Source organism: Parafrankia sp. BMG5.11 (assembly GCF_004337455.1).
The window spans coordinates 92,133-106,007 of record NZ_SJXI01000080.1 but is presented as its reverse complement, the minus strand read 5'-3'; the positions used below and the strand labels follow the sequence as shown (position 1 = coordinate 106,007).

At 68.6% G+C, this 13,875-nt stretch carries 10 protein-coding genes; 7 read left to right on the top strand and 3 right to left on the bottom strand.

Translation table 11 applies throughout. The annotated features are described in order from the left end of the window. Positions 1–54 precede the first annotated feature (54 nt). Positions 55–618, top strand: coding sequence for a hypothetical protein (locus tag E0504_RS40345; protein WP_112105321.1), 564 nt, complete (start codon positions 55–57; stop codon positions 616–618). Next, entirely contained in the window at positions 606–3,332 is a 2,727-nt protein-coding gene (locus E0504_RS40335) for a pPIWI_RE module domain-containing protein (protein WP_165938765.1), read from the top strand. The genes E0504_RS40345 and E0504_RS40335 overlap by 13 nt, the downstream gene beginning before the upstream one ends. A gap of 52 nt (positions 3,333–3,384) precedes the next feature. Here E0504_RS40335 and E0504_RS40330 read toward each other — a convergent pair whose 3' ends face one another. Both E0504_RS40330 and E0504_RS40325 read right to left on the bottom strand, forming a co-directional pair. Continuing rightward, positions 3,385–3,738 (bottom strand): hypothetical protein, encoded by a 354-nt coding sequence (locus E0504_RS40330; RefSeq protein WP_112106809.1) that lies wholly within the window; start codon positions 3,736–3,738, stop codon positions 3,385–3,387. Positions 3,739–3,954: 216 nt separating this feature from the next. Next, on the bottom strand, positions 3,955–4,221 hold the full coding sequence (locus tag E0504_RS40325) for a hypothetical protein (protein ID WP_131626964.1): 267 nt from the start codon (positions 4,219–4,221) through the stop codon (positions 3,955–3,957). A gap of 828 nt (positions 4,222–5,049) precedes the next feature. Here E0504_RS40325 and E0504_RS40320 point away from each other — a divergent pair. The 5 genes from E0504_RS40320 to E0504_RS40290 all read left to right on the top strand — a co-directional run bounded on the left by E0504_RS40320 (position 5,050) and on the right by E0504_RS40290 (position 12,751). Continuing rightward, positions 5,050–6,480 carry an ATP-binding protein gene (locus E0504_RS40320; protein WP_235014091.1) on the top strand — a complete coding sequence of 477 codons (1,431 nt, stop codon included), beginning with the start codon at positions 5,050–5,052 and terminating at the stop codon, positions 6,478–6,480. Positions 6,481–7,664: 1,184 nt separating this feature from the next. Next, complete coding sequence (locus tag E0504_RS40305; protein ID WP_131626962.1) at positions 7,665–10,091, top strand: helicase C-terminal domain-containing protein; 2,427 nt, start codon at positions 7,665–7,667, stop codon at positions 10,089–10,091. Positions 10,092–10,557: 466 nt separating this feature from the next. After that, positions 10,558–10,869, top strand: coding sequence for a hypothetical protein (locus tag E0504_RS40300; RefSeq protein ID WP_235014090.1), 312 nt, complete (start codon positions 10,558–10,560; stop codon positions 10,867–10,869). After that, positions 10,866–11,351, top strand: coding sequence for a hypothetical protein (locus tag E0504_RS40295; RefSeq protein ID WP_112106803.1), 486 nt, complete (start codon positions 10,866–10,868; stop codon positions 11,349–11,351). The genes E0504_RS40300 and E0504_RS40295 overlap by 4 nt, the downstream gene beginning before the upstream one ends. Positions 11,352–11,923: 572 nt before the next feature. Continuing rightward, a complete protein-coding gene (locus tag E0504_RS40290; RefSeq protein WP_243657843.1) occupies positions 11,924–12,751 on the top strand; it encodes a hypothetical protein in 828 nt (275 codons plus the stop codon). A 390-nt stretch (positions 12,752–13,141) separates the two neighbouring features. On the opposite strand, the gene E0504_RS40285 is transcribed toward E0504_RS40290, so the two are convergent. Next, positions 13,142–13,750, bottom strand: a complete 609-nt coding sequence (locus E0504_RS40285; RefSeq protein ID WP_071084224.1) for a TetR/AcrR family transcriptional regulator — start codon at positions 13,748–13,750, stop codon at positions 13,142–13,144. Between the last annotated feature and the right edge of the window lie 125 nt (positions 13,751–13,875).

The window sequence follows — 13,875 nt, the reverse complement described above, 5'->3', positions numbered from 1 at the left end:
CCAGCGCACTAGGCCGTCGAGCGCGGGCACAACATCCTCGACGAGGACAGGCAGGTGGCCGCCATCGGATCGGTCTACTTCCTCGCCCGGCCGAACCCGCACCCCGACGATCTCAGGCTGGCCGTCCACGCGATCAACGACTGGATCGTCCGAGCGATCGACAACGGCGAGTTCAACGAGTGGGTGCGCCACGCGGCCAGTCTGGACGCCGGTGCCAGCGAGGTGCGGCGGCAGGCCCGGTCGGAGTGGTACAGGCTGCTGGCGAGAAGCACCGCCTGGAGCCAGCTCGGCGCCGATCGCGACACCGTGACCTGGGACATCCTCGTGCTGGTTTGGCAGGTCATCGGCAGGCTTCTGCGCGGCGGGGTGCCAGCGCGAGTGATCTTCGTCGACGCGGCCTTCGCCCCGCTCCTGGCAGCCGGAGCAGCGGAGCCCGACACCCCCGAGACGTCCCTGCTCCACAACATCCGCCACGTCCTGTGGCCCTACTTCTCGGCCGAATCCGACAAGCCCGCCCGCGACCGTCACATCGTCCAGGCGATGTACGAACCCCTGTGGGCCGCGCTGAACCGGTGCCTCCAGCAGACTCCTGAAAGGACGTCCACGTGTACCCCTTGATTCGGCCGACCGCCTACGAACCCGATCCGGCCGCCGGGCCCTGGGTCGAGGATTACCAGGTCATCTCATTCACCGAGCAGTGGCGAACCGAACTCACGGAGCTGTACCAGGCCGGCCGGCCAAACCGTGATGTGCCGGCGCACCTTCCCGTCAGGCAGCTCAACGCGTTGCTACGCGCGGCTGCTCCCGGGGTCGTCGCGACGGGCCGTGGCGCAGCTTCCGACGCGAGCGTTCCCTGGGTCTACGCCAGAGAAGGAACGCCGATGGCCGTTTTCACCCCACTGTTCACATCGTGGGTGATGGCCCTACGGCCGGAGCCCGAACACGACGAGGCGATGTTGCGTGTCCTCACCTCAATGCACGATGCCATGCCGGAGTGGACCGTCGAGTCCGTGGACCTGACCGCGTCCCTGGTGACCGGCGGCGGCACCGCGCGGCCATCGCCGCGGCTCTACGCCCTCTTGCCCGAGGTCGTCGCGGCCCACCTCGCTGCACGGCCATTCCATTCCGACGGGGTCGCACAGGATGTCGACTTCCGCGTCGTGGTCGGTAACCAGCTCGCTGAGCTGGTCTCCTGGCCACCCTTCGAATACATGCGGGCCGGCCGATCCTGGTTCTATTCCGCGGTCGTCACCATCACCCTGCGAACCGTCCCTTTCGCACCGAGCTTCCGTCTCCACGTCTCGACCGGAATACGGCGTTGGGCGACCGGCGCGCCCGTCTTCCTTCCCCAGGGACGGCAGGCGACCGTGCTCTTCAAGGCCGAGTTGCCCTGGATGCAGGACGCCGCGGCCCCGACGCCACGGCTGATCGCCAACACGATGGCGTTCAGTCCTCGCCTCGGCCAGGTCGACTGGCAGGGGCGAGCCCCGGTCGATCTCCTGCCCGAGCTTGACATCGTCCAGGCCTATCCCCGGGCAGCGGATCTGCGGGAGGCGCCGGTGAACTGGATCCGCGGTCAGGGCAGGATCACGGCCGGGATCATCCACAGCACAGCGATGGGCACGCACGCGGTCGGCGCCGGGCTCATGCCGGCCGAGCGGGCCCGGCTTGACGCCTGGGTCGAGGAGGGCCTGCGTCCGATGTTCCGGCCCGTACCCGCTCTCGCGAGGGGATTCACCGGCAACAAGCCAGCGTTGCTCCCCCGGGGCCAGGCCGGGAACGCGCTGAAAGAGATCGCACGGAGGCAGCAGGAGACCCGGGCACGTCGAGAGGCGCTGCTCGCCAGCCTCGACGGGCAACCGTTGGACGTCGACATTGCCTGGCAGTACCCGGAAACCCGGGACGGTCTGGTGAACACCCTGCGCGACCTGCTGGGGTTCCCCGCCGACGTCGTCACCGAAGGCCCCGACCAGCGGTGGCAGCTCGGCGAGTTGCGGGTCCACATCCGGACCGCGGAACTCGGGGCGATCGGTTCCGCTCTCGAGATCTCACGTCGCGAGAAGCAGGCCCGCGCCACGGCGCTGGGTGAGGCGATCCGGGCCCGCCGCACAGCGGTGGCCACCCGCTTCGACCAGCTGACGGGGCGGGTCGGCCTCGCGATCGTCGAGCTGGCAGGCGAGGGCCGATTCAACGGTGAGCCGGACTCGGATCCGAAGTTCGCCCTGCGACTCGGCCTCGCGGATACGGGCCGGCTCAGTCAGTTCATCCAGATCCCGGACGACACGGAGGTCGGGATCAACACCCGGGCGAAATCGGCCTGGCTCGACGGGTTCCGCCAAGTCGGAGCCGTCATCATTCCTCGGCACCGAGTCGGCGACGCTGTCCCCGGCGACCTCCAGTACCTGGCCATCTGGGTGGCGCGTCGCCGCGCCGACGGGCCGACACGGCGCGCCGGGAACCGGCTGATCGCACTTCGCGTTCGTCCTGGCGACGCCGCACACCCAGTGCGGGGGTGGCACGACACCCGCAAGGAATGGGTACCCTACCCTGTGCTGCTGCTTGACCTCGCACGGGACGCTGACATGGTCGCCGGGGCAATCGAGGCGTCGGCAGACCGCCTGGACGGCGGCGCCGCTGTCGGCACGCGACCCACGCCGTCGGTCACCGCGGTTGAGCGCGAAGAGATCGAACGGCTCGTCAGATCAGTGCTGTACCAGGCACGCGACCGGCCGACGCTGCTGCTCGCGAACGCTGGGAACCTTCGCCGTTCCTGGCCGTGGATCGGCAACGAGACGCTGGTCCGCGACATGCTCGGGTTCGGCGGGTCGGACGTCCAACGACTCGCTGTCTACGGCCCCGACTTGCGGTTCGTGCTGACCCGGGACGGCAATGGCCGCGAGGAGGTGCCGCAGTGGTACGCACCCGGCGACGACCGGGTCGGTTTCGCCGCCGGGTTGTGGGCGGCGCCGGGCGCGGACACGGACAACCGCGTCTTCGTGAGCACCGCGGACTCATCAAGCAGCGCGAAGGCCATCAAACGAGGACTGCTGAAACTGGGCCCGCATCCCGACTGGCCGACCGGGCCAGCGAAGACGGCCTGGAACCCGCGGTACTTGGAGCTGACGGTCGTCGGTTGCCTGTCCGAAAAGGCTCTCGCGGACGCCGGGCGGGACGATGTCGGCCCGGACCAGCCCGCGGCGTGGGCCGCGTTGGCCCACCAACTGCGCTTCCACGACGACTACGAACCGCTCTCCCGGCCGCTGCCCCTGCACCTGGCGAAGCTGGCTGAGGAGTACGTGCTCCCAACCGAGTCGACCGCGCCCGCCGAGTAGAGCGCTGCCGGCCCGGTCAGGAACGGCGGCTGTGCGTAGGTTCGAGAGGAAGCTAATGCGGGAGCGCCTCGTGGACGTCGTCGGGCAGCTGAGGAACGCGGTCGAGGAGAAATCCGATGCCAGCACCGACGACCCATTGCGCCGTATCGGAATCGAGAGCCCATGGCCGGCTCATCAGCAGCCGACGGAGACCGGCACGCCCGGTGGCCTGGTGTGGCGCTGTCTCCACCGTCACCTGCCATCCCCCACCGGACGACCAGTGCGGGTGATCAGGTGTGTCGAGAGCATGCATGAAGCGGTCGACCAGCGCGGGCCATGCCGGGGTTCCCCACCAATGCCGGCAGGCCAGCCCGCCGTGAGCCGCCGCCCTCCAGAACGCGTAGAGCATCCCGCGCTCTTCTGCCATCGCCGCGAATCCACCTAACGCCTCGTCGGCGTGGTCGCGGTAGTCGTTCAGGTCGCTCCCGGCGAGTTCGACCAGCGTCGCTCCGGTCGGCAGGCGTCTGGCAGGGTTAACCAGCCATCGCCAGATCCGCTCGGCGAGCCAGTCGGTCGCATCGCTGTCTAGACCATCGCATGCCTGCTGCAGTGACTGCGGTCCGAGTCCCAGATCGCCGCGCCATCACCGGACAATCTCACGCACCCGCCAGCTGGTGTGGGCGTTGATCCGCAGCATGTCGCCGTCATGTAGCCGGCTCTGGCTGTGCCAGTCCTCGACAGGGCTGTTGCGCCAGGCGCCGTTGACGATTCCGACTGCAGATAAATCGAGGACAGCGCCGAGGTCATCGGGATCGATCTGCACCTGATGGCGCAAAATCACCTCTACGAGTGCCTGTTCCCGCCGACTGGACATCGGGCTATCTGAAGCAGCCGGAGCCTGCTCAGCCATAACATCACTGTGCCAGAACGCTGTGGACGGAGGTCGGCGGGAGCATCCGCCTACTCAGCGCATCGGTCGTGGCGCAAGTGATGGGTCGTGACCGGGGTCCTCGAGTACGTCGCCGACGTCGGCCATCGCTGGCGCACCACTGCGAGCGCTCCCTGCGACCATCCGCCGTTGCAGCGGACGGTCGTCCGCCGCGATGCTGCTCATCGCCGCAGATCAGAGGCGCACCCTGCCCCGCTGTCATAAGTCCACGTTCCGCCGGGGCCGCTCGGTGTAGCAACGACCCGAAATGTCGCGGCGGACGGTCAGACGTAAGCATTTACGCAGGTCAGCGGGGTATACCCTGGAACGTCTGCTGCTTTAGGTTGCTAATGGGGTCGCACCCGTTGCTACATAACGATCTTCAAACGGCTAAATTGATCTCAACGGAGAGGTAAAAGGCCAGGTCACGGGTGGTGGACAGAACCGGGCACAACCCGAACCGCCACCCCACGATCCCTGGCCCCACGATCGGCATCCCCGATCACACGAACAGGCCATCTACCAGCGGCAATGCACGGCGACGCCAGCGTCGTACCCCCACCACCGACGCATCGGCCGCCGCCGCAGGATGACACCCGTACAGCCGGGGGCGCAGCCGCGCTGGTCGATCCCGCCGTCGGACTGCCCAGCCGAGCACGATCCGGTCCGGGTTGTCGGCCGGGTAGGCGGCAAGATCACAGAACCACGGATGGCGCGAGCCGCGTACGGATGGCGCGGGGTGTAACTTACATAGCAAGTAAGTTACAGGTGGTGTGAGTTACTGGGGGAGGCGGGGAGCCGGTGGCCTTTGTGAATCGCACCGACGAACTCGCCGCTCTGGAGGCGTGGTGGCACTCGACCGACCCCCGACCCGCGGTGGTGTGGGGACGGCGACGGGTCGGCAAGACCGCGCTGTTGCAGCGCTTCGCGGAGGGCCGTCGGTCGGTGTCCCACACCGGAGCCGGTCGGGCGGCAGCTGGGGAACTGGCGCAACTATCCCGTCAGGCGGCCATCGCGCTACCGGGGCGAATTCGTGATCTCGCTACTCGTCCCTACCTCGACTGGGACGACGCGCTCGACGACCTCGCCGCGGCGGCTGAGCAGGAGCCTCTCCTCGTCATCCTGGACGAGTTTCCCGAGATCGTCGCCACCTCACCCGAGCTGCCCGGCGTCCTGCGGGCCTTCCTCGACCGGACAGCCGGCCGGACCAGGCTACGGATGCTCGTGTGCGGATCGGCCGTGCGGCACATGACCGCGCTACAGGAGCAGCGGGCGCCCCTGTACGGCAGATTCGATCTGTCGCTGTCGCTGCATCCGTTCCGTCCGCACGAGGCCGCACTCATGCTGCCCGGGCTGACGCCGTCCGACCGGGCGCTCGTCTACGGGCTGGTTGGCGGAGTTCCGTTGTATCTGTCGTGGTGGGACCAGGGCGCTGACCTCGCTGACAACCTGCTACGGCTGGCCTGCCGGCCCGGGGCGCCGCTGCTCACCGAGGGACAACTCGTGCTTGCCACCGAGGTGGAGCACGGTGAATACCCGGCGGCCGTCCTCCACGCGATCGCCGAGGGTCGCACCCAGTACAACGAGATCAAGGACTATATTCGGGCTGAACCGGCCCGTACTCTGGATCGGCTCGTCGAGCTACGGCTGGTCGAACGGCTGATGCCCGTCACCGAGACAGCGCGCAGCCGTCGGCGCGTCTACCGGATCGCAGACAATTTCCTTGCTTTCTATCTCGGCGTGCTGTCTCGGTACCGCGCGGAGATCGAGCGTGGACTGGGGAAAGCACTGCTGCCAGTACTGATCGAGAGTCTGGACGACCATCTCGGCAAACCGTGGGAGGAAGCGTTTCGCGAGCACCTACGCCGACTCGCGGTCGCCGGCGCGCTGGGCAGGGACATCGTCGCGGTCGGGCCTTACTGGAACGCGGGCGGGCAGAACGAGATCGATGCGGTCGTGCTCGCGGGCAGGGACCGACACCCAATTCTGTTCGGCGAGGCGAAGTGGGCGCGCTCTATTGACGGTCGACGGATCTCCAGCCGGCTCCTGGAAAAGGCTCGCGCTATTACGTCGGCCGTTCCAGCAGCCTCGGACCGCCAGGCAGACGACGGAGCTGCCGGCCCTGACAGTGCCGGGACCGAAGGCGCTGTCCGGGCACGCCTCGCGCTGTGCGCTCGCGAGGAGATCCGTGACGCGCCGCCGGGATGTCTCACTGTCACCGCCGCCGACATCTTCGATTAGCGATATCCATCCGAGCCGCGCATGAGCTCTCTCATCGAGACTTGGCTGGAGTACGCCGCCCGGGCCCCCACGGACACGAGGAGATGGACTCCACGCTGCCCGACCTGGCGCGGGCACGCGGCCTGCGACACCATCGTCTTCGTCGAGACCCTCGCAGCAACGCCGGCACCGCCTGCCGCGAAGCCTGAGAGCCACTCGTCCCCACCCAGGCCACCCCGCCGACGCAGCGCTCATCTGGGGCGACCGGCGAGTCCGAGACATACGCGTGGATACCGCGCTGGTCAGCCGGCTCCGTGAGGTGGTTGCGACGCACTCCGGCCCCGCCGGGTGGACGCATCCGTCAGCCGTCGGTCGGCCCTACATCGAGGTTCTCTACAACCGGCAGAGGCTCCACCCCACTCTCGGCTACCGCACACCAGAACACGTCGAGCGCGCATACCAGGCAACCCAGAACTCAATCAAGGAAGCAGCATAAAGCTGGTATAGTCCCGCTACGTCGGTGTCCGAGAAACGGGCAGCACCTCAAAGGCGGTCGGCGACATCACCTACATCCCCACCTGGGAAGGCTAGCTGTACCTCGCGACCGTCATCGACTGCTACACCAAAGCCGTCATCGCCCGGTACATAGAACTTCACTGTAACGCCACACGCCGCCACTTGGGACTCCACTATCGCACCCCACGACGGGCCTACGCCGAATACCTGAAAAAGCAGGCCGCCGCGTCCATCAGCTTCATTGGACCTGTCCGGATTCAACGGGGCACATCAGGGCGCATCAGTTGGCGGTCTGGCGCGGTTCCCGGACTTCGCTCAGCGCTCTCCGGATGCCGCTGTCGAGTTTCGACGAACCCGCCCGCACGACCCGGCCCGGCGTTCAGGCTTCCGCCAGCGCGCGGGCCCGCTCCGTCATGCCGGCGATACCGGCGCCGCCCTGGTTGCCCACGGGCACCGGACCCCGGCCGTCGTCCTCGATGCTGAGCACAGTCGCCGGTCGGCGTGTTGGACTCGGATGACGACCTGCCGGGCGCCGCTGTGCCTGGCGGCGTTGGTCAGCGACTCCTGCACGATGCGGTAGGCGGCGAGATCGACCGCGGCGGGCAGCGACGGAACCACTCCTCGGCAAGGTCGTCATGTGAGCCCGCGTCACCAACCGCGGCATCGCGAGGGTTCGGCAGAATGCCACCATGGTTTCCGGATCGTTTGCCGAATACCTGGCCGGGTTGGACGAGGCAGCGCTGACGGGGTTGCTGCGGGCACGGCCGGACGTCCGGGCCGAGCCGATCCCGCGTGGGTTCGAGCAGCTGGCTCAGCGGCTGTGCGGGCCGGACTCGCTGGTTGCCGCGCTGCGCTCGATCGATCGGGACGCGGTGCTCGTCGGTCAGGCGGTGGCGGCCCTGGGACCGCTGGCCACGGTTGAGACCGTGGCCGGTCTGGTCTCGGCACCGGACCAGGACGCGCCGGAAAAGGCCGTGTCGGACGCGATCGGCGAGTTGCGCGGCCGCGGGTTGGCCTGGTTGGAGTCCGGGACGATCTGCCTGCCGGAACGGCTGGCCGAGCACTGGGCGGCCGAGATCGGCGATGGTCGACCGTTGGCCCTGCTCGCGAAGTCGGCGCTGGTGGACGACGTGCGTACGGCGGCTGACGCGCTGGGGGTCGAGGTGGACGGGCTACGCAAACCGGAGCTGATCGCCCGCCTGGTGGACGTCGCTTCCGACGCCCGCGCGATGGCCGACGTAGTGCGCCGGCTACCCAAGCCCGCGCGGGATCGCCTGAAGCAGATGCGCCATCGCTACAACCAGATCTACCTGGGCTACGCCGAGCCGGCGGCCACGGGTGCCGAACGCGCGTTGGCCGCCGCGGGCTTGGCGCTACGGGTCAACGGGCGGTTGGAGGTGTCCCGCGAGATCGAGGTGGCGTCCTGGTTGGCGCAGCGTGACCTGCTGTTGACCGGACAGCCGCGGGTCCCTTCAGCCGCGGCCTCGAGCGAGTCGACGCTGGCCGCCGCCCAGGCCGCCGCGGCGGATCTGCTCCGTGGGATCACGGCCCTGTTGGACGAGGCGCGCGCGCATTCGATCGTCGCGCTGAAGAAGGGCGGCGTCGGCCCGCGGGAACGGTCCCGGCTGGCCGCGCGGCTGGCGCTGCCGGTCGAGATACTGCTGCTCGGTATCGACCTGGCCTACGCGGCCGGGCTACTCGGCCGGGCGGACACGGGCTACGCGCCGACCGATCGGTATGCGGCGTGGCGGGAGGCGCCGCCGGCCCATCAGTGGTCCGCGCTGGCGACCGCATGGTTGGTGTTGGCACATGCCCCGACCAGCCGGGAGATCGGTGGGGGCAAGGAGCTGGCCCCGCCGCTGCCCCTGGCCTCGGCCGCCGGTGGGCTGCGACGCGCCATGCTGCGCGCGGCGCGCGGTGGGCTGTCGTTGCGGGCGGCCGGCGAACACATCGACTGGTTCTTCCCACTGCATGGATATGAGCCAGGCCAGCTGCGGGACAAGGCGGCCGCCGCGATCCGGGAGGCGGAGCTGCTGGGTGTCGCCGTTGCCGACGTGCTGACCGACTGCGGCGAACAGCTCGCGGCTCTTCTCGACGGAGACCTGGCCACCGCCGAGCCGGCGGACGCGGTGGGCGCGATGGACACGGTGACCGCGATGGACGCGATGGACGCGTTGGCCGCGCGGGTGGCCGGGGTACTGACGGAAAGGCCGTGCACGGTGATACTCCAGTCGGACCTCACCGCGGTGGTGTCCGGCCAGCCGACGACGGCGGTCTCGCGGCTGTTGGGGACAGCGGCGGTGAGCGAGTCCCGGGGCACGGCGGGAGTGTGGCGGTTCAGCCCGGCCAGCGTCCGCGCGGCGTTCGACGCGGGCTGGACCGCCGCAGGATTGCTGGCCGATATGGCGGCGGTGTCGGAGCGGGCGGTGCCTCAGCCGTTGGAATACCTGGTCAAGGATGTGGCCCGTCTCCACGGGAAGATCCGGGTGCGGGGGATGCGCTCATGCGTCGTGGCCGAAGAGGCTTTGATCAGCGAGATTCTGCATACCCGGTCGTTGGCGAAACTGTCCTTGGCGCGGGTGGCGCCCACGGTGCTGTCCAGCCCGCACGAGCCGCACGAGGTGCTGGCACGGCTGCGCGCGGCCGGGTTGTCCCCCGTCGCCGAGGATGCGACGGGCACAGTGATCGTCGAGCAGCAGCGGGAGCACCGCGCGGCCGCGCCCCGGTCGCCGGCGCGGGCCACGTCCCGGGCCCGGCCCCGGATGGACGCGGAGACGCTGGCCGCGCAGCTGCTCGCGGACCCGGTTGGCACGAACAGTGGCGGAGCGGCCAGCGGCGGGGCGGGAAACGGTGGCGCGGATACCTCGGAGACGTCCGCGCGGCTGGCGCAGCTGAACCCCGGCCTGACCGATACTGAGATCATCCTGCTGGCCGACGCGATCGAGGCCCAGCGCGACGTGTTGATCAGCTACCGGAACAAGGCCGGAAACCGGACTGTCCGGGAGATCCAGCCGCGCCAGCTGTACGGCCGATGGCTCGACGCGTGGTGTCACCTGCGGGACGCACAACGAGACTTCACCGTGGCCAATATCGAGTCGGTCGCCCCGGTCGGCTGACCCCGCGACCGCCTATGCGTCGTCTGTCGATCAACCACGACCGCCTCGGCCGCGGTGACAACGCGACCGCCCTCGCCGAGACGGCGGCCGGTCAGCGGCCGCTGATGGCACGCATGTTGGTCGCGCGGGCGAGAGCCCGGCTCGTAGCCATTCCGGCGGATACCGCGCCGTCTGGGACTACGCGACCAGAATCCACGGCCTGCGCGAGGCGGCGCTGCCGCGGTTCGTCGCGACGGCGGGGTGGGCGGCCGTCGTACGTCAACAACCGACGCATCGGCTGCCACCGCCGGATGACACCCGTCGGGCCGGGACACCGTGCCCGGCCCGGCCCGACGCGCGGGGCCCGCGGCGCACCGATGCCCGGATCAGCTATCGTCGCCAGGCCGGCTGGAACTCAAGTAGGCCGCCCGGACCCCGGCCGGGTACATGACAACGGCGACGTAATACGTCGTGTTACGTTAGCGGCATGCCGAACGTCCGGTTCACGATCTCGACAGCCTCAGATGTCCAGGCCGCGATCAGGACGCACGCGGAGGCGGCGGGCATGGACGTGTCCGCCTACATGATCGCGGCGGCCGTCGCCCAGATGGCACGTGACGACGCCGCCATGGCGGCCTTCGCGGCACTGGACGCACGCAACCAGGCCGCCTTCGAGCAGGCCGCCGACCTCCCCGAGGCGGACCCGCCATCGTTCGACGCCCTGACCACGGACGAGCAGGCCCTCGTCCACCGGGTCCTGGCCAGCGCACTCGGAACGGATACCGCGAGCGTCGCGTGATCACCCGTACCGTCGTCTACGACACCGGGATGCTCGTAGCGCTCCTGCGCGAGAACCCCACGGCACGACTACTCCACCACGGCCTACGCGCTGCGTCACACCGGCCGGTTCTCATCGGCCCGGTCCTCGCCCAAGCGTGGCGACCGGACCCGAAAACGGTCCACGCCTTCAGTCAATACCTGAAGGACTGCACCGTTCCACAAACCCGGGAAAGCACGCCACCCATCCGCGGGGCGGCGAACATCTCCGCCGGCTGCGTCGCCTGCGCGAAAACCTTCACCCTTGACTCATACAAACGGGCAGGCGCCATGCTCGCCGACGCCAAACTCCCCACGAGGAAACGGCCGGACGTCGTCGACGCCCTGGTCATCATCACCGCCGCACTGCACGCCCCCGCCCAGATCCTCACCAGCCACCCAGACGACCTGACCGCCTACACCGCCACACTCGACCGCGCCGACATCCTCGTCGAGCCGATCTGACTCTCGCCGGCGCCGTCACCCGTCGATTATCTGCCTGATGGTGCGGGGTGAGCACATCCTGCAGGTCCGGCAATGTCCTGCCCGCGCAGGCTTCGAGCCAGGCCATCCGGACGATTGCCTCGCGGACGAATCAAGACCGGCTTCCGAGCTGGCCGCACCCGCCTCCAGGCTGACACGATCATGAACCTGGCGAGCTTGCCAGCTCAAACAGCGGTTCGCATTGTGCGAGCTTTACGCTCGGCAAAGAGTTCATCAAAATCCCAGGTCACACCAATAGTCAAGGTGACCAGTGGGCAGGGGCGGGGTCGAACCGCCGACCTTCCGCTTTTCAGGCCGGCCCATACCGTCCAGGAACGTCCGCACACGTACACTGACGTCCGCTTTTGGCCGCTGGAGTACCCCTCTGGCGGCCCGCGTTGCCACATGCACTGCCACACGTCGCTCGGCCCCGAGAGGACCAGCAACGCGGCCGAGCCTTCGCTGCACCCCTGTGTGGCAACCGGTGTGGCAGCAGCCCCGCCCAAGAGGTCCGCCGGCACCTGGCAACCCACCACGGCCGCGTGGGGCACCCGATGAACGCCGAAGCGGCAGCAGCCGCGACTTCGACGCCGACCTCATCCCGGGGTGCAGGATCATCCCCCGCGACTGTGAAGATCGTCACTGCGGTGATCGTGACCGTCGTCGGGCTGACGTTCCTGTTCAGCTTCGGCAACATCCTCGCCCTCGGGCTTCGGCTCGGCGTCTCCCTCTGGGTCGCTCCCCTCGTCGCACCCGCCGTCGACCTCTCCGTCGTCGGGCTCCTCATCGGCATCCGCCACCTCGCTCTTCACGGCGGACCCACCGACCTACAGCGCTCCGCGCGGCGCCTCCTCATCTTTGCCAGCATCGTCACTCTCGCGCTGAACGTCTCCGAGCCGCTGATCACCGGCCACTACGGCAAAGCCGCCTTCGACGCAGTCGGCCCACTCCTGCTCATAGGATGGGCGGAAGTCGGACCGCGGCTCATTCAAGCAATGCAGACGACAGAAACATTTCCGGCCGATACGTTTCCTTTTCCACCCGCCACGCAGACAGCACCCATCATTGATCTACCTGTCCAGTCAGCATCACAATCACAGCCTCCGGGGCAACGTAAATCGGTCGAGCCACGGCCTTCCAGCCACCATGAGCGCGCATCGGACCAAGACCTCATACACCGGGCCCGCGCCGAAGACACCCTGCACTGGAAGCAACATCACCGGCCAATCTCAGCCGAAACCCTCCGCAAGCGCCTCCACGCCGGGGCGCCCACCGCACGTCACCTCGTCACGCAGCTACGGACCGCAACCCACGCCCGACTCGACACCAAAATCGATGACGATCTTTCCTCCGGTCAAGACGATGGGCCATCGGAACCGTAACGTTTATTGTCGGTGGATGGATGCCACGGTCCATCCACCGACGCCTTCGTTTGTCTGCCGCCGAACAATCTCAGGAATGTTCAGAACGGCGCGAAATCCGTTTCTGGCATTCGATGACCGCGCCCGTCGGCAGCAGGCCGGGGCGGGAGTGTCCGATCAACGTGGTGACGGAGTGTGGTCCCCGGTGAGGCTTGCCGGTGGAATGCGGTCTATCGTCCGGTATCGAGACGCGGGTCTGCCGCTTCCGGAAGCGGCACCAGACCACGTGCCCGGCCAGGCACATCGACGGAGCTGCCCACCTGCCCACCTGCTCACCGGGGCGACGCAGCCGAGGCAGGCCGCCACGCGGCGGGACTTCTGGGCTGCGCGTGCTGCCCGCCCTGGGGCGCCTCAGGTGTCCTGATTGACGGTTCGGCTGGGCTGGGGCTGCAGCAGTCTGATGATCATTTCGACGGTGCGCTCGATGGGGCGATGTCGTGCTGTGATCCTGGCCAGCAGGGTCCGGGTGAGGATGGCGCCGAGGAGCATGTCGAAGACATCGTCCGGGTCGATGTTCAGGTCGATCGTGCCGGGTGGTGCGGCGCGGAGGATGTCCTGGAATTGTGGTCGCGCGGAGACCCGTAGGTAGAGGTCCGGCGGTCGGGGGCGGCTGGAGGCCTGGTGGTACGCGAGGAGGCCGGCCGCGGCCGCGCGGGACGCGGGGGCATCGAAGGCCGCGAGGTAGGCGCGGATGAACCGTCGGAGGTCGCGGTGCAGGTTTCCGGTCGGCTGGACGCTGGGAGGGCTGAGCCCGGGGAACGTGGCTTCCTCGATCAGCTCGATGCGTGACCCCCAGCGACGGTAGATGGCCGACGCGTGCACGCCGGAGTGCGCCGCGACGGCCTGGATCGTGGTGGCATCGAAGCCGCGCTCCACGAGGAGCTCACGGGTGGCCGCCAGCGCGCGCTCGTCGATGCTCGTGTCGCGGGGGCGTCCTGGGCGGCGCGCTGGCTCTGCCATGCCACCGATCGTATGGTCCGAGCGTTCGGACGTGCCCCACTCCCCCGCGACTTCCAGGACACCGTCTCCCGGATATTTTTAGGACTGGGTCTTCTGTAACTGGCTTCGGTGCGGCTACAGTGCCG